Genomic DNA, 24,218 nt, shown 5'->3' on the forward strand with positions numbered 1-24,218 from the left:
CGGATCAGCGGCGGCAGCTGGCCAGTTGTAGCTGATAGGTTTGCGCGCGGTCGGCCACATCGCTGGCCACGCGGAGAAGCCAGGGTTTGGCGTTATAGCTGCCGCGGGCATAGCCTGTGTGGCCCTCATGATAGGCCAGATACTGGTTCCGCGCATCGGTTAGCGGCACACCGTTCCGTTCCACTGTGCGGGTCATATACCAGCCCATGAAATCGGTCGCATCGCCGATATCAGTGCGCCGGGCCCGGCGATTGCCGGTAGAGCGCTGATATTCTTCCCAAGTTCCGTCTAACGCCTGGCTATAGCCAAAGGCGGAGCTTTGGCGCCCCATGGGGATCACCCCAAGCGCATAGCGAAACGGCGTCCGCGCATCGCCGATAAACCGGCTTTCCTGGTAAATTGTCGCCATCTGCACATGGATTGGCACGCCCCAATTACGCTCGGTCGCGCGCATCGCGCGGAAATACGCCGGGCGTTCGTCTGCGATCTCGCAGGCATTATCCAGGTCTCGAGGGGCCGAGAAATTGCGCCCACAGCCTGCCAATACCAGCAACATCAGGAAAAACACTGCCTGTTTCATGAATTTTTGCCTGCTCGAATTCTATATTTGTTTTGAAGGAGTATACGGGATTTCTGCGGATCAGGAAATGCCAAGCTGCACATCATCGCCCAGGATGAACAGCATTGTGATGGTGCTGGCCAAACCATTCGTCTGATTGAGAATTTTGCACTGTCAAATTAAGGTTCACAGTCTGTTTCCCGCAAATCTGGCGATGTTCGATGGACAAGGGCCCGCCCCAAGGTTTAGGAAATTGTTAAGGGGGCGCTTCGCCATGTTGACCAGCAACGCAAAATACAACCTCGGGCAGGTTGTTCGGCACAAAAAACACCCGTTTCGCGGGGTGGTTTTCGATATCGATCCGGAGTTTGCCAATACAGAGGAATGGTATGACGCCATACCGGAGGGCAGCCGCCCGTCCAAGGCGCAGCCCTTCTATCACCTCTTGGCGGAGAATGATCAGACCTACTATGTCGCCTATGTGTCGGAGCAGAACCTTGTTCCCGACAACACCGGCGAGCCGGTTGATCACCCGGATTTGCCCGATTTGTTCGGCGATTTCCAAGACGGACGGTATCCGCTTGAATATCAGCTGAATTGAGCTACTGCGGCGCCGAAGCGCCGCGCGATCAATACCCGAGAGCACACCCATCTTTGCGCGGGTCTGAGCCGCCTTCCAAGAGGCCGGTTTCGGCGTCAATGCGGATTGCTTGCGCACCACCGATCGGTAGATCAGGCACCGCGATCTTGTGTCCTTTTGCGGCCAATGCGTCCTGCACATCCTGTGCATAGCCACGCTCGATCTTGAGTTCTCCGGCCTCGGCGAAACAGCGGGGGGCGTCGATTGCCGCCTGTGGCCCCATGCCGAAATCGACCACATTGGTCAAAAAGCGCGCATGTCCTGTGGCCTGGTACTGCCCGCCCATCACCCCGAAGGAGATCAGGTTGCCGTTCGGGTCACGCAGCATTCCTGGAAGGATGGTGTGCATCGGGCGCTTGCCGGGGCCAGCCTCGTTTGGGTGCCCCTCTGTCAAGGCAAAGCCTGCGCCGCGGTTGTGGAACAGGATGCCAAAGCGGTCACTGGCCAGGCCCGAGCCGAAGCTGTGGAAGATTGAGTAGATCAGGGAGACCGCCATCCGATCCTTGTCGACCACCGTGATATAGATGGTTTCTTTATGCACCGCTTCCGAGACGGCTTCGGCATCCGTCATCGCGCCGTTGGGATCAATCAGCGCGGCCAAGGATTTGGCGGTTTCCGGCGATGTCAGATGGTCAACCCGAGTGCAGCTTTCTGCATCCGCGATGAAGCGATTGCGCGCATCATAGGCCAGTTTGGTCGCTTCGGCCTCAATATGTGCGCGTTCGGTCCCCCAAGGGTCCATGCTGGCGATGTCAAACTCCGCCAATATATTGGCGAGGAGGATTGCGGCGGCGCCCTGACCATTCGGCGGCAGCTCGATCAGCTCCGCACCGCGATAGGTGGTCTTGATCGGCGTGACGTAATCGCAGGCGACATTGGCGAAATCCGCCTCCGTCTGCGTGCCGCCCAAGGCCTGCAGGCTGGCGACCATATCGGCGGCAACTTCCCCCTCATAAAATCCGGCGCGCCCTTCGGCGGCGATCTTGCGCAATACCTCTGCCTGCCCGGGTGCGCGGAACACCTGCCCGGGTTTCGGAACTTGGCCTTGTCGCAAGAACAAGTCTCGCGCCTTGCCAGACAGATTTCCGGCTGCTTCTGCCCAATCTGCGGCGACACGCGGTGCGACCGGCACGCCGTCCTCCGCATAGCGAATGGCGGGAGAAAGGACATCGGCGAGAGCGAGCTGCCCCATATCGCCGTGCAATCGACAAAACCCATCCACGGCCCCGGGCACGGTCACGGCGGCCGGATGGTAGAGCGGCATCGTCTCGTGGCCGTCAGCCCGCAATGCGGCTGCGGACAATCCGGTCGGACCTTTGCCCGACGCATTCAGCCCAATGATCTCATCGCTGTCGCCGCGTTTCACCATGGCGAACATATCGCCGCCAAGGCCGGTCATCTGAGGTTCACAAAACCCGAGAAGAATCGCCGCCCCGATTGCGGCATCAACGGCGTTGCCACCTTGCTCCAAGAGGCCGACCGCCGCCTTTGCGGCGAGAGGATGTGAAGTTGCGCACATGCCGTTTTCTGCAAACACCGTTGAGCGGCCGGGTTGGTGAAAATCGCGCATATGTCTACCTTTCCGTCGATGATCCGAAGGCAAAGTAGGGGAAGGGTCAGCAGGAGCAAGTGGGAAAACTGCAAGGACCTCGGAACCGCGCCACTGGGTGGGGGCTTTGCGACACGGCACCGAGGGAAGCCTATGCAGCTACAGCCTTGGTCTGGCGACTCAAACGGGCCAAGTTTGGGAACGATTGTGGCGCTTCGGTGGCAATTTGGGTGGCCAGGAAACAATCATGATATGATCCGGTGATTGGCTTCGGTGGCCGGGCAATCGAAACGTCCGGGTGATTCTCTCGCGCGTTCAAGACCTGTCCTAACCCCAAGTTGGATCGTGGATGATGACCTGGCCAACCCCACTTATCTTGGCGTGTGACGATCGTCCTCCATATGGATCATGCAGGCGTCGCCTCGGTCTCCTTGGTCAGCGTCATCCCTGTTCCTTGCGCCGCCCGTAAGATAGAGTCTGGAAGTTAGGGCTTGCTCTTCGGTATCGAAGGGTTGGGCGAAGAAAGCGGAGGGAAACATGGATAAGGTCGTCATTTGCGGCGCATCGCGAACGCCGATGGGCGGATTTCAGGGGGCGTTTTCTGATGTCACCGCGGCAGATCTTGGCGGTGCGGCAATTGAGGCTGCTTTGGCACAATCTGGCGCGACAGCCGCGCAGGTGAACGAGTTGCTGATGGGCTGCGTTCTGCCCGCCGGTCAGGGCCAGGCTCCCGCGCGTCAAGCTGGCTTCAAGGCGGGCCTTGGCCAGGACGTTCCGGCCACCACACTGAACAAAATGTGCGGCTCCGGCATGAAGGCGGCGATGATCGCTTATGATCAACTCGCGCTTGGCCAAACCGATCTTATTGTGGCGGGCGGCATGGAGAGCATGACAAACGCGCCTTACCTCCTGCCCAATATGCGCGGCGGTGCCCGCATTGGTCATGGGCAAACCATCGATCATATGTTCCTCGACGGGTTGGAAGACGCCTATGACAAAGGCCGTCTGATGGGCACCTTTGCCGAGGATTGTGCCGAGAAATACCAATTCACCCGCGAGGCGCAGGACGAGTATGCGCTGGGCTCACTCTCCAACGCTTTGGCTGCGATCGAAAGCGGCGCCTTCGCTGATGAGGTGACCCCTGTAACGGTGACAACCCGCAAGGGCGCCTTTGAAGTCGCCGTCGATGAACAGCCCGGAAATGCCCGGCCCGAGAAAATCCCGACCCTGAAACCAGCCTTCCGCAAAGATGGCACTGTGACACCCGCAAATGCATCCTCGATCTCCGACGGGGCGGCGGCTTTGGTCCTGGCCCGCGAAACCGTGGCGGAAGAAAACGGCCTGCCGATCCGCGCCTGCATTCTCGGCCACGCCTCCCATGCGCAGGAGCCCGGTTGGTTCACCACCGCGCCGGTCCCTGCGGCGGAGAAACTGCTCGCCCGGCTTGGCTGGACCGCCGAAGATGTCGACCTTTGGGAAGTGAACGAAGCTTTCGCAGTTGTTCCCATGGCCTTCATGCACGCGTTCAACCTGCCGCGCGAGAAGGTCAATGTGAACGGCGGCGCTTGCGCCCTCGGCCATCCAATCGGGGCCTCTGGCGCGCGGATTATGGTCACCCTGCTCAACGCGCTGGAAAAACGCGACCTCAAACGCGGTATCGCGGCGATCTGTATCGGTGGCGGAGAAGGCACGGCCATTGCCATCGAGCGGGTCTGACCTTCTCTGCTTCAAAAATATCCTCGGGGAGCGCGAGGGGTGGAAAACCCCTCGTTCCCACAGAAATCCAAAGCGCTACCATGAATGTAAACTACCAGACCCTCGCCCAGACCCTCGCCAGCCTCACCGACGGCGAAACCGATGAGGTCGCGCTCATGGCGACCGTTGCCTGCGAGGTGCATCACGCCGATGATCGCTTCGACTGGACCGGGTTTTACCGGGTCACAGAGCCGGAACTCCTTAAAATCGGTCCCTACCAAGGCGGACATGGCTGCCTGCATATCCCGTTTTCGCGCGGGGTCTGCGGCGCTGCGGCCCGGACCGGCGCGGTGCAGCTCGTCGACGATGTGGATGCCTTCCCCGGCCATATCGCCTGCGCCTCCTCGACCCGATCCGAACTGGTCCTGCCGGTCTGGAACAAAGCTGGCGACCTGATTGGTGTCTTCGACATCGACAGCGATCAGCCGAGCGCTTTCACCAAAAAAGATGCGGACCGGTTAACCACGATCTTGGCGGACACCTTCCAGCGCTAACGGCGCGGCAGGGGCACCACACTGTCGCCGGGCGCATCTGGGGCCAATTCCTCGAAATCGAAATTGTCGAGCCGTTCGGCGCGTTTGCCGGCCCGGGCGCTCGCAGTCAGGATTCCCGCCAAATCCTCGCCTGCCTGCCGCAAATGCGTTTCCAGCTTGCCAGCCCGTTCCTCCACGATCTCCACATCCCGATGCAACTGCTTCAGCGCTTTGCGTATCTCACCGGCCTGTTCTCGCATCCGGGCATCTTTCAGGACGGCGCGCATCGTGTTGAGCGTTGCCATGCAGGTGGTGGGCGACACGATCCAAACACGCGCGGCGAACCCTTCGCGCACAAGCTCCGGGAAATTCGCGTGTAACTCGGCGTAAACCGCTTCGGAGGGTAGGAACATCAGCGCCCCCTCGGCGGTCTCCCCTTCCAGAATATAGCGCTCAGAGATCGCCTTGATATGCGCTTTGACGGCCACGCGCATCTGCTTGGCGGCTTCATTCATCTCATACTCGGTCTTCGCCCGACGAAGCGCTTCATAGGCCTCCAGGGGAAACTTCGAGTCGATCACAATCGGTCCCGGTGGGTTCGGCAGATGGATCAGCGCATCGGCGCGTTTGCCGTTGGAAAGCGTCGCCTGAAACGCATAACTGTCCGATGGCAGCGCCTTCGATACGATATCGTTCAACTGAATCTCGCCAAATGCGCCGCGTGTTTGCTTGTTCGACAGAATATCTTGCAGGCTCAACACATCACCCGAAAGCTTCTCGATATTCGCCTGGGCCTTGTCGATCTGCTCCAGCTTCTGCTGCAACTCGCCCAGGCTCCGCGCGGTGCGGGTTGAGGTGCCGTGCAGTGTCTCGCCCATGGATTTCTGCACATCTTCCAGACGCCGTTCCATTGCTTCCAGCATCTGCGCCTGTGCTTTGGCCTGCATTTCCGAGACATGGGAAAGTCCGCCGGCCAGTTGATGTTGACCATCGCTCAACCCCTGCACCCGTTGCCCAAGCCCGCCGATATGCTGCGCCAACGGTTCCACCGCGCGGGCCGAGCGGTTGGCGGCACGCATCGCCAGGACGATCAGGATCAGCATGAGCAAAAGGATACCGCCGCCGATGACAAGTGCCAGGATCAGCGGGTCGCTGAGGTCAATCTGGGTCTCGCCAAACTGTATCATGTCCGCCCAAACAGCCGTTCAATATCGCTGAGTTTTAGCTCCACATAGGTCGGCCGCCCATGGTTGCATTGCCCCGAATGTGGCGTCGCCTCCATCTCACGCAGAAGCGCGTTCATCTCATCGGCCTGCATCCGCCGCCCCGACCGGATTGATCCATGGCAGGCAACGCGGCTCAAAATCGCTTCGATCCGGGCTTGCAAGGTCTGACTGTCGCCCAGCTCATCCAGCTCATCGAGAATATCGCGGAGCATTGCCTCGGCATTGACGGCGCCCAGGATCGCGGGCGTCTCCCGCACCGCAACCGTGCCCGGCCCAAACGCCTCGATCCCGAGCCCAAAGCGCGCCAGCTCCGGGGCCATGTCCAAGAGCCGTTCAGCGTCCGTGCCAAGCGTCACGATTTCCGGGATCAACAGAGCCTGCGCGGCAACGCCATTTTCCGCCATCTGGCGTTTCAGTTTCTCATAGACCAGCCGCTCATGGGCCGCGTGTTGATCGACAATCACCAGCCCATCCTCGGTCTGAGCCAGGATATAGTTTTCATGCACCTGCGCCCGCGCCGCGCCCAAGGGCAGAGCTTCAACCTCGCCCGGGTCTTCTTCGATGACCTCAACCCTTGCGCTGGCCTCGGCAAAGGGCTCTGCGGTTTCAGAAAGACCGGGCGCCTGCCACTCGCGCGCGGCGCGCAGGGTGGTCTGGCTTGGCCGGTCCATCTGATAGATGCGTGGCTCCACTGGTTCGGGCCGCATCGCCCCAAGCGTGGCCCCCGCCACAGTGGTCGAGGCACGGTGCCCCGCTTCGGCCAGGGCATGACGGAGCGCTGTGACGATCAAGCCCCGTGCCACACCCGGCTCGCGAAACCGAACCTCCGCCTTCGCGGGATGCACATTCACATCCACCCGCTCGGGCGGGCAGTCGATGAAAAGCGCCACGGCGGGGTGCCGGTCCCGGCTCAGGAAATCCGCGTAGGCCCCGCGCAGGGCGCCAACCAAGAGCTTGTCGCGCACAGGGCGGCCATTGACGAAGAGATACTGCGCCACGGCAGACCCGCGCGAATAGGTCGGCAGGCCCGCATAGCCAATCAACCGCAGCCCCTCTCGCTCGGCCTCGATCGGCAGGGCGTTCTCAGTAAACTCGCGCCCCATCACGGTGCCAAGCCGGGCGCGCAGCGCGTCGAATAACTCGCCCTGTTCCGCATCGGCGCGGAAGGTCACCCGCGCCGCGCCATCGCTCACATCGCGCAGGGTGAACCCAACGCCAGGCTCCGCCATCGCGAGCCGTTTCACCACATCGGAGATCGCCTGCATCTCGGCGCGATCCGTGCGCAGGAACTTCAGCCGGGCGGGCGTGGCAAAAAACAAATCGCGTAACTCTACGACGGTGCCAGCGGACAGAGCGGCGGGTTTCACCGGACCTATCGCGCCGCCGCTCACGCTGACCTGATGCGCCTCGCCACCGGCCATCCGGCTCGTGATCGTCAATCGCCCGACCGCGCCAAGCGAGGGCAAAGCCTCGCCGCGAAACCCGAAGGAGCGGATGTTCAGCAAGTCCGAGCCGTCGATTTTCGACGTGGCGTGCCGCGCCAAGGCCAGCGGCAAATCCTCCGGCCCCATGCCGCACCCATCATCCGTCACTCGGATCAGGCGCTTGCCGCCATGGCCGACATCAATCGAGATACGGCTGGCGCCCGCATCAATCGCGTTTTCCACAAGCTCTTTCACCGCAGACGCAGGGCGTTCGACAACTTCCCCCGCCGCAATCCGATTGATTGCGGTGTCGTCCAATTGTCGGATCACCCGGGGTGGGTCGCCTATCTTGGGGTGTGGGTTGGCCATGCCACTATGGGTAGCATGGCCAATGCCGATTCGGAAACGGGTGTCTCAGTTGGACGGGCCCAACCCCTCGGGCTGCCCAACGACGACAAAATGCAAACCGTCGGGCTGCAAGAACTCTCCGGCAACCCGGCGAATATCGTCCATTGTGACCGCTTCGACCTGCGCGTTTCGGGTCGCGATATAGTCGACGGGCATGCCGTCTTGCTGCATGCCAGCCATGATCCCGGCGATGGTGTCATTGCCGTCGAAACGCAGGGGGTAGGCCCCGGTCATGAAGGTGATCGCATCGCGCAGCTCTTCGTCTGTCACGCCATTGGCCGCGATATCGGCCCATTGATCTCGGGTCACGGCGACGGCTTCGGCCACCAGATCATTGGAGGAGGAAAACTGACCTGCGATCATCGGCTGGTGGTCTGAAAGCGCGAGGTAGGAGTAAATACCGTAGGTGAGTCCGCGTGCGATCCGAACTTCCCGCATAAGGCGCGAGCGGAAATTGCCGCCACCCATGATCTGGTTCAGAACGAAGGCCGGGAAGAAATCCGGATCGGTCCGCTCGATCCCGCGATGGCCGAATACCGCCACCGATTGCGGGGTCGGGAAGTCCACAACCGTCGTGCCGCCCTCCAACAGATACTCCGCCGGGCCAGGCAGTGGTGCGCCCTCGGCGGGCAAGTCGCCCAGGAGTGTGTCCAGAAGCAGCCCCAATTCTTCGGCGCTAATGTCGCCCGCAGCCCCGACATAAACCCGATCACGGGCGAAGACAGCGGTATGGGTGGCAACCATATCCTCGCGCGTCAGAGCAGAGACCGTTTCGACCGTGCCAAGCTGAGAACTGCCATAGGGATGCGCACCGAACGCCAGCGCGTTGAACCGTTCTTGCGCAATGGAATCCGGGTCCTGCAAGTTCGACTCGATCAAGGCCATGACCTGACCGCGCACGCGATCAAATGCGTCTTGATCAAACCGGGGGGTGATCAGCGCTTGGCGCAGCAAATCAGCGGCCTGGTCACGGTTCTGCGTCAGCATTTCCACGCTGACCGAGACGCTGTCGCGATAGGCATTGAAAGAAAAGCCTGCGGCCAAGGCTTCGGTTGCTTGTGCAAAGCCTTGTGCGTCCAGCTCGCCGGCCCCTTCCTCTAGCAGCCCGGTCATAAGATAGACCGCGCCGCGATCTTCCGGCGCGTCCATTGAGGTGCCGCCCTGAAACCGAATGTCCAGCGCCACGAACGGGATCGACGAGTCTTCTACCAGCCATGCGGTGATGCCGCCCGGCGACGTGACTTCTTGGATCTCCACTGCCCAAGCAGGCAAGGAGCAGACCATTGCGATAAGTGCGGTGAGCGTGGCGCGGATCATTGGGTCGCCTCCTCGGTTTCAACGGTCGCGGGGCGGTCAAGATATCCGGTGACCGACCGCGTATCGCCACCGAACAGCGCGCGGGCGGCCTGCATCACATCTTCCGCCGTGGTGGCGGCGATCACATCGGGCCAAGCTTGAACATCTTCAACGGTCAAACCGGTGGTGAGCGCGACACCATACATCCGCGCCAAGCCTTGCACATTGTCCTGATTGTAGATTTCTGAGGCGGCGTAGCGAAACTGGATCCGCTCAAACTGCGCCGGGTCGATGCCGGTTTCCAGGAAATCGGCGATCACCCGGTCGAGATCGGCCTCCGCCTCTTCCAGGCTGATGCCCGGCACCGGGACGTTCAGAACAGTGAAGCTGGTATCGTCAAGGCTCGTCGCTTGATAATAGGCCCCGGCAAAGAGCGCCCGGCCTTCCTCGTTTTGGAGGGTTCGGCCTAAAACGGCAGTTGTGCCGTTGCCGCCAAGGATTTCCGCCAAAAGGGTCAGCGCGGCGGCCTCTTCTTGTGCGCCACTGTCCCGTTCGGGCGCCAAATATGTGCGGCTGACATACGGGTTGGCGACGCGGCCATCTTCAAAGCGTACAGTCCGGTCGGCAATGTGATCTGGCTCCGAAGGCCGAACGCGTTCGGGCAGGTCGGGCGTCGGTTGCAGCGGGCCGTAATGCTCTTCGGCGAGCCGTTGAACCTCTTCCGGCTCCACATCCCCGGCCACAATCAGGATTGCGTTGTTGGGCGCGTAGAACCGTTCATAGAAGGCCAGCGCATCATCAAGATCGAGCTCTAACATTTCGTGTCGCCAGCCGATGATCGGAATGCGATATGGATGGTTGAGATAGAGCGCCGCCCGCATTTGTTCGTTGAAGAGCGCGCCAGGGCTACTGTCGGTGCGCTGCGCCCGCTCTTCGAGAACCACGCTGCGCTCCGTAACAACATCGGCCTCGGTGATCACCAAATCGCGCATCCGGTCGGCTTCCATCTGCATCATCAGACCCAAACGGTCTGCGGCCACCCGTTGGAAGTAGGCGGTGTAGTCCCATGAGGTGAAGGCGTTGTCTGATCCGCCATTGGCCTCAACAATCCGGCTGAACTCGCCGTTTTCCAGGTCATCGGTCGATTTGAACATCAGATGTTCGAGGAAATGCGCAATGCCGGAGACGCCGGGCGGCTCATCGGCGGCACCCGTGCGGTACCACACCATATGGACGACGGCGGGGCTCCGGTGGTCTTCGATCACCACGGCTTCCATGCCGTTCTCCAAGGTGAATTCTGTGACCTCGCCCGCGGCCCAAAGGGCGCCTGGAAGGGTCGCGGCGACGGCAATCGTCAAAAGACGGCGTAGGATCATCAAGGCCTCCGGCTCGGGCATCTGCGTTCAGTGCAACATAAGCGCGCGGCGCAAATCCTCAACTGACCTGACAGGCCTGTGATAACGCGTCACTCTTGGGGTTCGGGGGGCGCGGCTGGCGTGCGAATACCGGCGCGGCGCATACGCTCCAACTCGCGGTATTGATCAAGCGAGAGCGGCTCATAGGCGCGATGATAGATGTTCACATCGAAGAGCCGTTCCAGAAGCCGCCCATCATTCTGCCGCCGATAGTCCAAATCCTCGGCCGCCAATGTTTCACGAATGCCTGCGCCGATGCCAAACCGGCTCGTATACCCAACCAGGCTGCCATTGTTGGTGCTGGCGCGGTCGATATTGCCACCCAAGGCCGCGATCGCATCTGCCTCTGGATCTGGGTCGGTGCGGTTTACGCCGCCGGGTGTCGGTTGCGGCAACTCGGCGAAACTGGGCGGCATCTCCAGTGGCCGCGTCGGAAGGATCGAAAACTCATCCGGGCCGGGGCCATCGGCGGTGACATTCATCAGGCGCGGCTCACCACGGCCACATGCCGCCACGCTCAGCAGCAGCAATCCCGTCGCTATCAGACCGCACCAATGTCTCATCACCGTCTCCTTCGGCCCTGGGTGTAGCTCAAGACACCGCTGCCGTCACGGGGTGATCTTCTTATTGTCCGCAAAGAAGAGCAAGCCAAAGGCGCCCGCGAAGATGCCGATATCGGCCACATTGAAGGCAAATGGGTTCACAATCCCACAGCAGGACATATTCAGAAAATCCGCAACTGCGCCGTAAATCACCCGGTCGAGCGCATTGCCAAGCGCCCCGCCAACGATGGAGCCCGCCGCGATCAACGCGATGGGTCGGGTCAGCCCGGTTTTCGCCCACCAAAGCACCCAGGCCGAGATTGCAATCGCGACCGCGATCAAAATCCACCGGGTCGTGTCTTCATATCCAGCGAAGAGGCCGAAATTAATCCCTGTGTTCCAGCCCATGTGGAAATTCAGAAAGGGCGGCCAGACAGCGATATGGCCGATCTCGTCAAGCCGCATCCAATGCACCACGGCCCATTTGCTGAGCTGATCGGCGGCGAACCAGAACACGGCGGCGAGAAAGACAAGGCGCATAGGGGAGGGTCCTAAACTAGTGCCGGAAATGGCGCATGCCGGTGAAAACCATCGCCAGCCCGGCCTCATCGGCAGCGGCAATTACTTCATCATCGCGCATCGAGCCACCCGGCTGGATCACGGCGCGCGCGCCGGCCTCGGCAGCGGCCAAGAGACCATCGGCAAAGGGGAAAAATGCATCCGAGGCCAAAACCGATCCTTTGGCCGGGCTCTCGGACAGACTCAGAACCTCGGCCATATCTGCGGCCTTCCGCGCGGCGATCCGGCTGGAATCCACCCGGCTCATCTGCCCCGCGCCGACGCCGACGGTGGCCTGATCTTTCACATAAACAATCGCGTTCGATTTCACGTGTTTCGCCACTTTCCAAGCAAAGAGCAGATCGGTCATTTCATCGGCATCCGGTGCGCGTTTGGTGACAACCTTCAGATCGTCCAGCCCGATATGGCCATTGTCCTTATCCTGCACAAGAAACCCGCCCGAGACTTGGCGATAGGTCAGCGCCGCCGCACGCGGATCAGGCAACCCCTCTGTTGTTAGCAGGCGTAGGTTCTTCTTTGCGGCAAAGACTTCGCGTGCACCGGCATCGGCGCCGGGGGCAATCACCACTTCGGTGAAAATACCGGTGATCGCTTCGGCGGTCGCGGCATCCAGCGGCTGGTTCATCGCGATGATCCCGCCAAAGGCGCTGGTCCGGTCGCAGTCAAACGCCCGGCTATAGGCTTCGATCAAGCTGGACCCACGCGCCACGCCGCACGGATTGGCATGTTTGATAATCGCGCAGGCCGGGCCATCGGTGGGATCGAATTCGGCCACCAACTCAAACGCCGCATCGGTGTCGTTGATGTTGTTATAGCTCAGCTCTTTGCCCTGATGCTGCTCCGCGGTCGCCACGCCGGGCCGGTTCGACCCATCGGTGTAAAACGCCGCCCCTTGGTGCGGGTTTTCACCATAGCGGAGCGGTTGCGCCAGCGTCCCCGCGACGGCTCGACGATACGGTGTCTTGTCCTCATGCGCGCCGGCCATCCAGGTCGCGACCGCCGCGTCATAGGCCGCCGTCCGGGCATAGGCCGTGCGCGCCATCCCTTGCCGGAACGCCAGAGGCGTCGCGCCGTCATTCTCCTGTAGCTCGTCCAAAAGCGGCGCATAATCCTTGGTATCGACCACCACCGTCACAAAGGCATGGTTCTTGGCCGCCGCGCGGATCATCGCCGGGCCGCCAATGTCGATATTCTCGATGCAGGTCGCATAGTCCGCGCCTTTGGCAACGGTCTCTTCGAACGGGTAGAGATTGACCACCAAAAGGTCGATTGCGCCGATCCCATGGGTTTCCATCGCGGATTGGTGCTCGGCATTGTCGCGCAATGCCAAGAGGCCGCCATGCACCATCGGGTGCAGCGTCTTGACCCGGCCGTCCATCATCTCAGGAAATCCGGTGACCTCGGCCACATCCACGACTGCCAGCCCCGCATCGCGCAGCGCGGCGGCGGTGCCGCCGGTGGAGAGCAGTTCCACGCCACGTGCGGCAAGCGCCTGGGCAAATTCCACCAATCCGGTTTTGTCAGACACAGAAAGAAGCGCGCGGCGCAGCGGGACGAGGTCGGTCATGTGGTCTCCAATTGTCTCATTGCCAGAGCGTATCGGCCTCATAATCCCGATGCCCGCGCGGGGCGTCGGTCGGCTTGGCCAGGCTCCAGCTTACCGCGCTGCCATAATCGGTTAGGCGGGCGGAGAGAACGATCTGTTTTGTCGCGCGTGGTTTCAGCCGCCCGGTTTCCAGGTAAACCGACTGCTCCAGGCGCATCTCGCCAACGCCGCTATGACGAAAGACCCAGGTCTCGCCACCTTTAAGCCCGAGCGAGATCGCATGGCCGCCCATGTCGAGTTTCGCTTCCACCTCGGGGTGCAAATGGAACCGGACCGCATAACCCAAGCCTTCAGGGCTCAGCCGCGACATTACCCGGTCGAGCACGTCGCGGTCGGCCTCATTCATGGCGGCCAACCCGTCTTCGCCCCTCAGGAGCCGCCCGTCTTCCTCCAAAGACAAGCTGCGCAGGTGCAGAAGTCCATGGGTCTTGCGATAGCCATCATGACTGAGCGCGACGGCCTTTGCGCCGCCGCTTTGAGAGTGCTGCACCTCGACCTTGACGGGTCCGTCGATCAGGCTTTGCCGCACCACGCCATGATCGGCCGCCCGCGCACCAAGCCGGGAGGAGGAGTACCCTTCAATCGATAGGGTCGAGTGCGACGGCGTCGCGCGCCCAGCCCGCCGCCACTCGGCACCAAAGCTCGCGCCAGAGCCGCAGTTCACGATCACCGGGCGCCGCCCGGAGGTCAGCTCGAAAGCGAGCGTACCCGCATGGGCGTTGAACGCGCGGTTGCCCATCATCGGCGGGGCTGCGTCGATCACCATCGAGACTCGTCCCGCCTGAAGCCGGGCATAGCCCATTGCCAGCCCGGTTGTGGTGCCGGGCCGGACGCCGGATTGCGCCAACGCCTGATCTAACCGCCCCGCTGCGCCGCGCCCGCCGCCATGAAACCGGGCCAATGCCCCGTTTGAATGGCGCAAGCTGCGCAAGGTCGGCGCGATCCGCATGATGGCCGTATCGACCGCCGGGTCCGGGCGTTTGCCTGTCTCATGCAGTATCGCGGACACCCATGTGAGCAGCGTGAAAACTTCCAGCAGTTCTTCGGGGTTTCGGGTGATGATCCCGCCGCTGGCGTCGACCTCACGGGCGCATTCTTGGGCCAGGGCGCGAAGGGCGGGGGCCAAATGGGTCTCCATCCCGGTCAACGAACAGGCCGAATAGATCAGCCCGGTCAGTGCCTCAAACCGCGGCAGCCCGTGCGAGCTGGCCTTCCACCGCCGCGCGAGAAACACCGTTTGCCGTCCAAGAGCGGCATAAAACTGTTGCCCAACGCTTTGGTCCTGACCGTTCATCAGAAAAAGCGCGTGATTGATCCAGCGGATCTGTCGCCGCCCGGTTAGATCCGGGGTCCAGCCCGGACCGGACCCGCGCCCATATCGGGCCAGCCAATCCGCTAGCCAGTCCTGCGCCAGGATGCGCCCACTGCCATCGGCCACGGCGGCCAGATGATCCATCCACTCAAACCCGTGCAACTCATCTTCAAAAGCGTCGGTGGGGGCATCAAGCGCCCAAGGGCTGGTGTCTGCTGCCTCAATCAAAACCCCCGCGAAGATCAGATTGCCGGCCATCAACTGCCGCCCCCGCGCATCGCTGCCGATTGTTTTGGGTTCGGGTTGCGAGACAAAGCCGCGCGCGACATGGCCGAGACCCGCTTGCCAGGCGGCCAGCCGGTTAAGGATGCGCGATCTGCGTCCGGGGCGTTCCCGCAAGGCGACGGGGGCAGGGGACAAGGGCTCTGTCATTCTGGCGTTTACTGCTCTGCCTGTCTCGCGGTTAAGATACCTGCGCCGGGCGGCAGTGTCACCGCCTTTGCAGCAGCGCCATATAAAACCCGTCCATCCCGCCACGGTCGGCCCAAAAGTCGGGACGCAGACGCAGGCCACCCTCGGGGCTGGCCCAATCGGCCGCGCCACCAAGCGGGACGGGATCAATCGGCACGATCTCCAAATCCTCGTGGCGCTTCAGTGCGGCTTTGACCTGGTTTTCGCCCTCGTTCAGCAAGAGCGAGCAGGTGCAATAGACCATGCGCCCACCGGGTTTCAGAAATGTCAGCGCCCGGTCGATCATCTGCATTTGCAGTTTCGTTAGCGCTTCGACTTCGTCCGCAGACTTCACAAAGGGCAAATCAGGATGTCGGCGGATCGTACCGGTGGCCGAACAGGGCGCGTCCAGCAAGATCGCGTCGAACGGGCCACCGTTCCAGGCCAAGGCATCGGCCACGACCAGATCGGCCTGCAATCCGGTCCGGTTCAGGTTTTCTTCCACCCGCCGCATCCGATCTTCGGAGATATCAAGCGCGGTAACATGCGCTCCGGCGGCCGCCAGTTGCAGCGTCTTGCCGCCCGGTGCCGCGCAGAGGTCCAACACGGTTTTCCCCGCGATATCGCCCAAGAGACTGGCGGGCAGCGCCGCGGCGGCATCCTGCACCCACCAACGCCCCTCGCTATAGCCCTCCAGCGCGCTGACCTGCCCCTGGTGCAATCGCAAACTGCCCGTCGGCAGCAAATCGGTGCCCGGCACTGTCACGCCAGTATGTTTTGGAGTCAGATCGGTCGGTGCACCCTTCTCATGCGCCGCCTCGATCGCCAGAAGGACATCATGACCGAACGCCTTGCCGATCGGCTTGCGCAGCCAAACCGGCAGGGGATGCGGCGGTGTTTTCGCCCAGGCCTCGGCCCCTTCCTCCGCCACCCGCCGAAGCACGGCGTTGACCATACCCGAGGCGCGCGCGGTGCGCGGATGGCGTTTGGCCAGCGCCACAGCACTGTTCACAATGCCATGAGCACCACTGCCATCCACCAACAATTCGTAGGCCCCGAGGCGCAGGATGTTTTGCACCGCCATATTGGGTCGCCGCGTCAGATAGGGGCGGAGCACGGCGTCGAGACGGCCCAAGTGCCGCAGCACTTCGGTGGTCAAACGCCCGGCGCGCGCGGCCTCGGATGGCGGCAGATCGCCGAACCCCAGGTGAGACAGGAGCCGCTTTTCCCACAAGACCGCATAAAGCGCATCAAGCGCCGCTCGGCGCGCCTCTAGCCCTTCGGTTGACATCGACGCTCCTCTTGCTCAGCCGCCGCGGCGGGGTATATCACAAGCAACGCCCAGGCAAGGAGTGCCCATAATGTCTGACGTAACGACAAACGACGACCAACCTGACCTGCCGCCCGCCGCGAAACGCGCGCTGGCCGAAGCCGAGGCGCGCCGCAAAGCCAAAGCGGATGATAAACTGCCGACCGAGTTGGGTGGTCGCGACGGGCCCGAGCCGGTGCGTTATGGCGATTGGGAAAAGAAGGGCTTGGCGATCGATTTCTAGCGCGCACCGCCTCGGCCATCAGAAGATGAAGTCAGCGGCGCCCAGTGGCCCATCCAAATTGGTGAAGATGATCGTATCGCCATTGCCAAGATCAAGCAGCGCCTGATCGCCCGAATAGGTGATCAGCCCCTCAATCTCGGCGAAAGAGGCAAAGCCGAAATTGCCGAGGCTGACCTGATCTACGCCAAGTTCGAAATTGTCGATCACATCGTTGCCGTCGCCTTGTTGGAACAAGACCGTGTCCACATCGCCATCATCGGTGAGGAAGATGAAGTCGTCATCCTGCCCGCCATAGAGCATATCGATGCCGTCGCCCGCGTGAAGCGAGTCATTGCCATCTTCGCCAGCGATGAAGTCATCTCCATCGCCGCCAACTGCCACATCATCGCCCGCATTTGCGTAAATCTCGTCATTGCCGAGCCCGCCGAAGACTTTGTCATCTGCGTATCCGGCAATGATCGTGTCGTCGCCCGCGAAGCCATAAAGGCTCTGGCCGATGCCGACGTGAAAATGGTCGATCGCGTCGTCGCCTCCGGTGCCATGCACCTCTGTTGAGGACGGTTTCCCGCCGGGATACCCATCATGGCTCCCATCTGGAATGGCCAATTTATCAGACCGCGATGATGGGCCATTATGGCCGAAAACCGTGGGGCCAGCGATGAAGGCGCCTTTTGCGGGTGCCACATCCAGAAGTATGAGGTCTTTTGACGTGGTGCTTGGCATTGGTTGGCCCTCCATTGATCAGCTATACCTATCGGTCGCGGATCATCGGGGGCCGGTTCAATATGAGGTCGAAAAAGCTCTTCTTTCGGATGTCATAGGCGTAAGGTCGCGCCGATCAGCGTAGGCGCAGATCGGCGTAAATCCCCGCGCCCCGGTCTGAGGTGAAGCGCAAAGTATCGCCATCAACTTGCACCAACTGGCAATTTGGGCCCAAATCTTCGTCACCAAAGAAGAGATCGCGGCAGAAATAACCACTCTCCCAATCCCATTGGCCGGTTACCCGCGTGCCAAAAGCGCGTCCGGTAATCTCGCCGCCCGGGCCGACGTTCAGACGGATGCCAAATCGGGTGAGGTCCCGGCCGTCGACAAGGGATACGAACCGCTCTCTGGACTCCACGATGCTGAAACTATCTGCAACTGCCGGTGTTGCGACCACAAAGGCGGCCGTGATCATGATGCTGCGCAGCATAACTGGTCTCTCCCAAAAAAAACCGCTACGCGTCAGATACGGATCAACGGCGCCTCTGGATCACCCGAGGCCCAAAACACTAAGCATCGAGAACTCGCCAGGCCCTTTGCCTTGCCCCCAAAGCGCAGCTTTCAAGGCACCGCGCGCAAAGATCCCGCGATCTGTCGCCATATGGCGGAGCACGATCCGCTCACCCGGCCCGGCAAAAAGCACATCGTGTTCGCCCACGATGTCGCCACCGCGAATGGCGGAAAACCCGATCTGTCCGGTCGTCCGCGCGCCGGTGATGCCGTCGCGACCTCGGTCCGCAACCTCTTCCAGGGACATGCAGCGCCCCTCGGCGGCGGCCTCGCCCAACATCAAAGCGGTGCCGGAGGGTGCATCGACCTTCTTGCCATGATGCGCCTCGATCACTTCGATATCGAATTCTTCATCCAACGCGGCGGCGACTTGTCGGGTCAGTTGCACCAGAAGGTTTACCCCCAGGCTCATATTACCCGCTCGGATGATCGTCGCATGACGCGCGGCGGCGGCGATTTTCTCCAAATGCGCCGGTTCGAACCCGGTAGTGCCGATCACATGGACGCATCGCGCCTGCGCCGTCAGAAGCGCGTGATCCACCGTCGCGTGTGGTGAGGTGAAATCGATCACGGCCTGCGCTTTGACGATCACCTCAAGCGGGTCATCAAACACCGGCACGCCCGACCGTGCGCCGCCCATCGCTTCGCCCAAATCCTGCCCGACCCAGTCATGGCCCGCGCGCTCTGTCACGCCGATCAAATGCGCCTTGTCGCTGGCATTGATCGTTTCGATCAACATCTGGCCCATCCGGCCAGAGCCGCCCATCACCGCAATGCCAACACTGTCGCTCATATCGATCCCTCCGGGGTTTGGCCCGATCTAGCCGATGCCCGCCCGTTTCGCAAAGCGCTTGCTTGCGAGCGGCCATCTGATCCCATAGATGCTGGGATCAGAGGATAGAGCCAATGGCAAAAAACAAGTTTCATGATGGTCCCGGCCCGTCGCAGCGCCAATTGCGCGTGGGGGAGCTGATCCGTCGGACGCTCTCTGATGTGTTGAATCAGGGCGACGTACATGACCCCGAGTTGAACGCGATGTCGATTACCGTGGGCGAAGTGCGCGCCTCTCCCGATCTGAAAATCGCGACCGTTTACGTCATGCCGCTGGGCGGCGACAAGCGCGAGGAAGCGATCCAAGCGCTCAAACGCAACAAATCCGAGTTACGCCGCGCGATCAGCCGCGAGATGACGTTGAAATACGCGCCGGATCTGCGCTTTGTGATCGACGACACGTTTGACCGGATGGATGAAAGCCGCCGCCTTTTCGCGCAAGATAAGGTCCGCCAAGACTTGGACCGCGATCCCGAATGATCCGGCTGGCCGCTCTTGGCGTTCTTGCGACGCTTGCGCCCCAAGCTGCCCAGGCGGCTTGCAACGCGGTCACGTTCGACGGCGCGCGGTTCACGATTTGCGAGATGTCGACGGTGGATGACGATATCCGCCTCTTTCTACGCGACGAGGCCGGCCAGGTCTTCGGCTCCTTCACCCGGCTCAACCAAAGCCTGCCCGAGGGGCAACGCCTCGGCATGGCGATGAATGCCGGTATGTTCCATGACAATCGCGCGCCGGTCGGGCTTTATATCGAAGATGGTGTTGAGGAGATGCGCGTCATCACCTCGGACGGTCCAGGGAATTTCGGCCTCTTGCCCAATGGCGTGTTTTGCCTGAACGGGGATCGGGCGCAGGTGATCGAAAGCCGTGCCTATGCCGCCGACCCACCCGCCTGCAAATATGCAACGCAATCCGGCCCGATGCTGGTGATCGATGGGGAGTTGCATCCCCGCTTTCTCGAGCACAGCGATAGTCTCAACATCCGAAATGGGGTTGGGGTTGACGAAACCGGCACGCGGGTTGTTATGGCGATCTCGGATCAGCAGGTGAACTTCCATCATTTCGCGCGGTTGTTCCGCGATGGGCTGGATCTGCCCAATGCTCTGTTCCTCGATGGGAGTGTCTCACGGCTCTATGCCCCAGACTTGGGCCGAAGTGATCTGGGCTTTCCCATTGGCCCAATCCTCGGCACGGTTGTTGACGAGACCGTCGCAGGCGGATAGCAGACCGGCCTTCATTGAAAGATAGGCAAGGCAATGGCGCGCAAACGCAAAGGGCGGGATATCTCAGGGTGGCTGGTGGTGGACAAACCCGCCGGGCTGACCTCGACCGCGATTGTGAACAAGGTGAAATGGGCGTTCGACGCGAAGAAGGCGGGCCACGCCGGCACGCTCGACCCCGAGGCGACCGGTGTGCTGGCCGTGGCACTGGGTGAAGCGACGAAGACCGTGCCTTATGTGACCGATGCGATGAAAGCTTACACCTTCACCATCCGTCTGGGCCAGGCCACCAATACCGACGACGCCGAGGGCGAAGGGATTGCCGAGAGTGACCTGCGCCCAAGTGACGCCGAGATCGCAGCAGCGTTGCCGTCTTTCGAAGGGGATATCACGCAAGTCCCGCCACAATACTCCGCTGTCAAAATCGATGGTCAGCGCGCCTATAAGCTGGCGCGCGATGGCGAGGATCTCGAGCTTGCCGCGCGCCCGCTTTATGTGGAGAGCCTGAAACTGCTCAGCCGACCTGACGCTGATCATGCCGAATTGGAACTGATCTGTGGCAAAGGCGGGTATGTCCGCGCGATTGCCCGCGATCTTGGTGAGAAGCTGGGTTGCTACGCCCATGTGCGGCATCTGCGGCGCATTTGGTCGGGGCCCTTCGATGTGGAGGAGGGCGTGACTTTGGAGCAGATCGAAGCACTCGCCCGGTCCGAGGAAATCGACGCGCTGCTTTTGCCGTTGGAAACCGGCCTATCTGACTTGCCGCAGCTGTACTGTACCGATCTTGGGGCGGCGCGGCTCAAAAACGGCAATCCGGGGGAGGTGATCACGTCGGCCGAGTATGGCGAAGAGTGTTGGGCGGCGCATGACGGCACGCCCGTGGCGGTCGGCATCTATCGGGGCGGCACGCTGCATCCGCATCGTGTGTTCAACCTATGATCGAGCGGAGCTTCAAAAAGGGCGATGCGGATAGTGTCGCCGTCTATTCCGATTGCGAGCGATACCGCTATAGCCTGACCCGGGTTTGGGATCCGCACGGGACCAAGGCGCTGTTCATCATGCTCAACCCCTCGACCGCCACCGAAGTTCAGAATGACCCGACAGTGGAACGTTGTGAGCGCCGGGCACGCACGCTTGGGTTTGGCGCCTTCCGCGTGCTTAACATCTTTGCGTGGCGCGATACCGACCCAAAGGCCATGCGCGCCGCTGCGGATCCGGTGGGCCCAGACAACGACGCAACGATTATCGACAGCCTGCCATGGGCGGATCAGACGATCGCCGCTTGGGGCACACATGGCGCACATCTCAATCGCGGGCCAGAGGTAGAGGCCTTGCTGCGCCAGACGGGGACGCCCCTTTACCACCTGGGCCTCTCGAAACAGGGCCACCCGAAACATCCACTCTATATCGGGTATGCGGTCCAGCCGGTGCTCTGGCCATCTGATTGACGCGGCCCGGCGGGCGCGGCAGGGTCCGCTCTCAAAAGGGAGGTGTCAAATGTCGGATATTCCAGGGTTCACACAGAGTATGATTGCCACAAATGGCACCCGCCTCTCGGTGCATCAGGCCGGGCAGGGCGCGCCGCTCATCCTGTTGCACGGCTATCCGCAGAATCACATGACCTGGGTGAAAATCGCGCCGAAACTGGCCGAAGATTTCCACGTGATCATCCCCGATCTTCGGGGCTATGGCGAGAGCGATATCCCCAAAAGCGACCCCGACAACCGGGCCTATTCGAAACGAGAGATGGCCCTGGACATCATCGGCCTGATGGATGCGCTTGATTTGCCTCGCGCCCATATCCTTGGCCATGACCGGGGCGCGCGGGTCACCTATCGGCTGGCGCTGGATCATCCAGAGCGGGTCGACCGATTGGGCATCATCGAGATTGTGCCCACCGGCGATTTCTGGGCCTCTTGGGACGCGGATTTGGCGATGAAGGGCTATCATTGGACCTTCCTGGCACAGCCCGCACCTTTGCCCGAGCGGATGATTTCAACCGATGGGCCTGGCTATATGGACTGGACCCTGGCCAGTTGGACATTCGCCGGAGACCTCTCACCCTTCACCGCCGAAGCGCTGGCCAGTTATCGCCGCCAAGCCGCCGACCCGGCGCGGATTGCCGCCATGTGCGACGATTACCGCGCGGGGGCCACGTTTGACCGTGCACTAGACGAGGCGGACCGCGCCGCTGGCCGTAAAATCGCCGCGCCATTGCATTTCGTTTGGGCCAAGGGCGGCTTTCCGGCGCGTACCGGCGACCCCCTTGGGATCTGGCAGAATTGGGCTGAGGATGTCACCGGCACGGAGGTTTCCGGCTGTGGTCATTTCGCAATGGAGGAGGTGCCCGATGCCGTACTTGCCGCCATCGGGTCGCATTTTATCGACTAAAGTGCCTCAAGTGGTTTCAATGATGTCATCAAGCACCCTCTAGTAAGCCGGATGCACCACCCTAAGCCGCAGATGAGAACTCGAAACCAGCGAGACGTCATTCGCACTTTTCTTTCCGTCTAAAACCCCCTATACGCGCGCATCCGCTTCGCAAGAGGCGGGCAAATCTCCACGGGCCCTGCTGGACGACATCCCGGCTTGTGCCATTCCTTTTTCTCAAACCAAGGAGACCCCGATGTCGATTACGGTCGAAGAAAAAGCCCGCGTGATGACCGAATTCGCGACCAAAGAAGGCGACACGGGTTCGCCCGAAGTGCAGGTTGCGATCCTCAGCTCGCGGATTGCCACGCTGACCGAACATTTCAAAAGCCACAAGAAGGATAACCATTCCCGCCGTGGTCTGTTGATGATGGTCGCCCAGCGCCGCAAATTGCTGGACTATCTCAAAGGCAAAGATGAAGCGCGCTATCAGTCGCTGATCGAACGCCTGGGTCTGCGCCGCTAACCCAGCGTCACAGATGTGATAGAGATGCCCCGCTGCCGATCCGGTCGCGGGGTTTTTCTTTGCGGGGCGATGCGTCTAGGCCCCGACATCCGCCATCCGGATCAGGTCGTTTTCCTTGACGGTTTCCATGACAGCGAAGGAATGGGTCTGCATCACGCCTGGCAGTTTGCCGATCTTTTCGCCCAGAACCTCTCGGAAATGCGCGATGTCATGGGTGCGCACTTTCAGCATGTAGTCGAATTGCCCGGCGATCATCAGGCAGCTTTGAACTTCGGGAATGGCCTGAACCGCCGCGTTGAACTCATCGAGTGAGTTGTCGCTCGTCTGGGTCAGGCTGATATGCACGATCGTGACATGTTTCATGTCGACCAAGGCTGGGTCGAGGATCGCGCGATATTGGCTGATCACTCCCGTTTTTTCCAACCGCCGCACCCGCTCGGAACAGGGTGTTTTTGACAGGTTCACCCGCTTGGCGAGATCAACAATCGAGAGCCGTCCGTTTTGCTGCAACTCGTCGAGAATCTTGCGATCGATAACGTCTAATGGTCTTCGCATTGGTCTTTTTTCCTGTTTTTTGCCTGCAAAAAGGGAAAAAACCCAAGATTTCCGCAATAAGAGGCCCAAAAACTAGCCAAAAAGACTATCATGGCAATAGGAAAGACGCGAACAATAAAAATCAATCCCAGGGTCGGTATCGCCGGCTGCACAGCGCAGACCGCCATGTCTTTCCCGATATGAATGGACCCCGGGCGGAACGATGGGAGCCACCCTAGGATGTCTACAAAACTGCTAGTTGGCCTTGACGGCCATAGTTCCGGTGAACGGGCGCTGGCATATGGTGAAGAAATGGCAAAGCTGATCGGAGCGTGTGAGCTCTTGGTCGTCTATGTCATCGAATGGTCGCCATATTCCTTCCAAACACCGGAAGAAAACGCCGAGCGGCATAAACGCCGTGAGGAGGAAATCTCAACAGCGATGGAACGGGTTGTCACCCCGGCGCTTGCCCGCCTGAACGACGCCGGTCTGACCGCAACGGGATTGGTCCGCCATGGCAATGTCGCCGACACGCTGAACGCGGTCGCCGTCAAGGAAGGCGCGACGCAGATCGTCGTAGCTCGCTCCACTGAAAGTGGGTTGTCCAAGCGGATTTTCGGCAGCTCGACCGCCAATCTGGTGATGGAAGCCAACGTGCCCGTCACGGTCGTGGGATAA

At 61.2% G+C, this 24,218-nt stretch carries 26 protein-coding genes; 11 read left to right on the forward strand and 15 right to left on the reverse strand.

The window, feature by feature from the left end:
* Window positions 1-4 precede the first annotated feature (4 nt).
* Complete coding sequence (locus GTF44_RS01105; protein ID WP_171559342.1) at window positions 5-580, reverse strand: lytic transglycosylase; 576 nt, start codon at window positions 578-580, stop codon at window positions 5-7.
* Window positions 581-833: 253 nt separating this feature from the next.
* Here GTF44_RS01105 and hspQ point away from each other — a divergent pair, with 253 nt between their 5' ends.
* On the forward strand, window positions 834-1,160 hold the full coding sequence (gene hspQ / locus GTF44_RS01110; protein ID WP_145213245.1) for a heat shock protein HspQ: 327 nt from the start codon (window positions 834-836) through the stop codon (window positions 1,158-1,160).
* 28 nt (window positions 1,161-1,188) lie between these two features.
* Here the strand turns inward: hspQ and GTF44_RS01115 are convergent, their stop codons facing one another.
* On the reverse strand, window positions 1,189-2,769 hold the full coding sequence (locus GTF44_RS01115; protein ID WP_171559344.1) for a gamma-glutamyltransferase family protein: 1,581 nt from the start codon (window positions 2,767-2,769) through the stop codon (window positions 1,189-1,191).
* A gap of 516 nt (window positions 2,770-3,285) precedes the next feature.
* On the opposite strand from GTF44_RS01115, the gene GTF44_RS01120 reads away from it, so the two are divergent.
* Complete coding sequence (locus tag GTF44_RS01120) at window positions 3,286-4,464, forward strand: acetyl-CoA C-acyltransferase (RefSeq protein WP_171559347.1); 1,179 nt, start codon at window positions 3,286-3,288, stop codon at window positions 4,462-4,464.
* Window positions 4,465-4,544: 80 nt separating this feature from the next.
* Entirely contained in the window at window positions 4,545-4,997 is a 453-nt protein-coding gene (locus GTF44_RS01125) for a GAF domain-containing protein (RefSeq protein ID WP_171559350.1), read from the forward strand.
* On the opposite strand, the gene GTF44_RS01130 is transcribed toward GTF44_RS01125, so the two are convergent.
* The 9 genes from GTF44_RS01130 to GTF44_RS01170 form a co-directional block, all read right to left on the reverse strand.
* Window positions 4,994-6,163 carry a DNA recombination protein RmuC gene (locus GTF44_RS01130; protein ID WP_171559352.1) on the reverse strand — a complete coding sequence of 390 codons (1,170 nt, stop codon included), beginning with the start codon at window positions 6,161-6,163 and terminating at the stop codon, window positions 4,994-4,996. The genes GTF44_RS01125 and GTF44_RS01130 overlap by 4 nt on opposite strands.
* Window positions 6,160-7,995, reverse strand: a complete 1,836-nt coding sequence (gene mutL / locus GTF44_RS01135; protein ID WP_171559355.1) for a DNA mismatch repair endonuclease MutL — start codon at window positions 7,993-7,995, stop codon at window positions 6,160-6,162. The genes GTF44_RS01130 and mutL overlap by 4 nt, the downstream gene beginning before the upstream one ends.
* Before the next feature lie 45 nt (window positions 7,996-8,040).
* Window positions 8,041-9,351, reverse strand: a complete 1,311-nt coding sequence (locus GTF44_RS01140) for a pitrilysin family protein (RefSeq protein ID WP_171559358.1) — start codon at window positions 9,349-9,351, stop codon at window positions 8,041-8,043.
* Window positions 9,348-10,706, reverse strand: coding sequence for a pitrilysin family protein (locus GTF44_RS01145; protein WP_171559360.1), 1,359 nt, complete (start codon window positions 10,704-10,706; stop codon window positions 9,348-9,350). Before GTF44_RS01145 ends, GTF44_RS01140 begins: the two co-directional genes overlap by 4 nt.
* A gap of 89 nt (window positions 10,707-10,795) precedes the next feature.
* Window positions 10,796-11,308: a DUF3035 domain-containing protein gene (locus GTF44_RS01150; RefSeq protein ID WP_171559363.1), complete on the reverse strand. Its 513-nt coding sequence runs from the start codon at window positions 11,306-11,308 to the stop codon at window positions 10,796-10,798.
* A gap of 45 nt (window positions 11,309-11,353) precedes the next feature.
* On the reverse strand, window positions 11,354-11,827 hold the full coding sequence (gene lspA / locus GTF44_RS01155) for a signal peptidase II (RefSeq protein WP_171559367.1): 474 nt from the start codon (window positions 11,825-11,827) through the stop codon (window positions 11,354-11,356).
* A gap of 16 nt (window positions 11,828-11,843) precedes the next feature.
* Entirely contained in the window at window positions 11,844-13,433 is a 1,590-nt protein-coding gene (gene purH / locus GTF44_RS01160; protein ID WP_171559370.1) for a bifunctional phosphoribosylaminoimidazolecarboxamide formyltransferase/IMP cyclohydrolase, read from the reverse strand.
* Window positions 13,434-13,449: 16 nt separating this feature from the next.
* Window positions 13,450-15,204 carry a heparinase II/III family protein gene (locus tag GTF44_RS01165; RefSeq protein WP_253261418.1) on the reverse strand — a complete coding sequence of 585 codons (1,755 nt, stop codon included), beginning with the start codon at window positions 15,202-15,204 and terminating at the stop codon, window positions 13,450-13,452.
* Between the two features lie 70 nt (window positions 15,205-15,274).
* Window positions 15,275-16,525 (reverse strand): RsmB/NOP family class I SAM-dependent RNA methyltransferase, encoded by a 1,251-nt coding sequence (locus GTF44_RS01170; RefSeq protein WP_171559375.1) that lies wholly within the window; start codon window positions 16,523-16,525, stop codon window positions 15,275-15,277.
* A gap of 70 nt (window positions 16,526-16,595) precedes the next feature.
* Here GTF44_RS01170 and GTF44_RS01175 point away from each other — a divergent pair, with 70 nt between their 5' ends.
* Window positions 16,596-16,787, forward strand: coding sequence for a DUF1674 domain-containing protein (locus GTF44_RS01175; protein ID WP_171559378.1), 192 nt, complete (start codon window positions 16,596-16,598; stop codon window positions 16,785-16,787).
* Window positions 16,788-16,805: 18 nt separating this feature from the next.
* Here GTF44_RS01175 and GTF44_RS01180 read toward each other — a convergent pair whose 3' ends face one another.
* The 3 genes from GTF44_RS01180 to dapB all read right to left on the reverse strand — a co-directional run bounded on the left by GTF44_RS01180 (window position 16,806) and on the right by dapB (window position 18,852).
* Window positions 16,806-17,510, reverse strand: coding sequence for a calcium-binding protein (locus GTF44_RS01180; RefSeq protein ID WP_171559381.1), 705 nt, complete (start codon window positions 17,508-17,510; stop codon window positions 16,806-16,808).
* A gap of 115 nt (window positions 17,511-17,625) precedes the next feature.
* The gene (locus GTF44_RS01185) at window positions 17,626-17,979 is read right to left on the reverse strand and encodes a dihydrodipicolinate reductase (RefSeq protein ID WP_145213202.1); all 354 of its coding nucleotides are present in this window, start codon (window positions 17,977-17,979) and stop codon (window positions 17,626-17,628) included.
* 60 nt (window positions 17,980-18,039) lie between these two features.
* Window positions 18,040-18,852 (reverse strand): 4-hydroxy-tetrahydrodipicolinate reductase, encoded by an 813-nt coding sequence (gene dapB / locus GTF44_RS01190; protein ID WP_171559384.1) that lies wholly within the window; start codon window positions 18,850-18,852, stop codon window positions 18,040-18,042.
* Window positions 18,853-18,965: 113 nt separating this feature from the next.
* Here dapB and rbfA point away from each other — a divergent pair, with 113 nt between their 5' ends.
* From rbfA to rpsO, 6 genes are all read left to right on the forward strand, one after another.
* Window positions 18,966-19,370, forward strand: a complete 405-nt coding sequence (rbfA, locus tag GTF44_RS01195) for a 30S ribosome-binding factor RbfA (protein ID WP_171559386.1) — start codon at window positions 18,966-18,968, stop codon at window positions 19,368-19,370.
* The gene (locus tag GTF44_RS01200) at window positions 19,367-20,113 is read left to right on the forward strand and encodes a phosphodiester glycosidase family protein (RefSeq protein ID WP_171559389.1); all 747 of its coding nucleotides are present in this window, start codon (window positions 19,367-19,369) and stop codon (window positions 20,111-20,113) included. The genes rbfA and GTF44_RS01200 overlap by 4 nt, the downstream gene beginning before the upstream one ends.
* A gap of 33 nt (window positions 20,114-20,146) precedes the next feature.
* Window positions 20,147-21,049, forward strand: a complete 903-nt coding sequence (truB, locus tag GTF44_RS01205) for a tRNA pseudouridine(55) synthase TruB (RefSeq protein WP_171559392.1) — start codon at window positions 20,147-20,149, stop codon at window positions 21,047-21,049.
* Entirely contained in the window at window positions 21,046-21,558 is a 513-nt protein-coding gene (locus tag GTF44_RS01210; RefSeq protein ID WP_171559394.1) for a DUF1643 domain-containing protein, read from the forward strand. The genes truB and GTF44_RS01210 overlap by 4 nt, the downstream gene beginning before the upstream one ends.
* A 49-nt stretch (window positions 21,559-21,607) precedes the next feature.
* Window positions 21,608-22,501: an alpha/beta fold hydrolase gene (locus tag GTF44_RS01215; protein WP_171559397.1), complete on the forward strand. Its 894-nt coding sequence runs from the start codon at window positions 21,608-21,610 to the stop codon at window positions 22,499-22,501.
* A 235-nt stretch (window positions 22,502-22,736) separates the two neighbouring features.
* A complete protein-coding gene (gene rpsO / locus GTF44_RS01220; protein ID WP_171559400.1) occupies window positions 22,737-23,006 on the forward strand; it encodes a 30S ribosomal protein S15 in 270 nt (89 codons plus the stop codon).
* 75 nt (window positions 23,007-23,081) lie between these two features.
* Here the strand turns inward: rpsO and GTF44_RS01225 are convergent, their stop codons facing one another.
* A complete protein-coding gene (locus tag GTF44_RS01225; protein WP_145213179.1) occupies window positions 23,082-23,561 on the reverse strand; it encodes an Lrp/AsnC ligand binding domain-containing protein in 480 nt (159 codons plus the stop codon).
* A gap of 219 nt (window positions 23,562-23,780) precedes the next feature.
* Here GTF44_RS01225 and GTF44_RS01230 point away from each other — a divergent pair, with 219 nt between their 5' ends.
* A complete protein-coding gene (locus GTF44_RS01230; RefSeq protein ID WP_145213176.1) occupies window positions 23,781-24,218 on the forward strand; it encodes a universal stress protein in 438 nt (145 codons plus the stop codon).

Source organism: Roseobacter sp. HKCCD6576-2, assembly GCF_013179285.1.
Taxonomy (GTDB): Bacteria; Pseudomonadota; Alphaproteobacteria; order Rhodobacterales; family Rhodobacteraceae; genus Rhodophyticola; species Rhodophyticola oceani.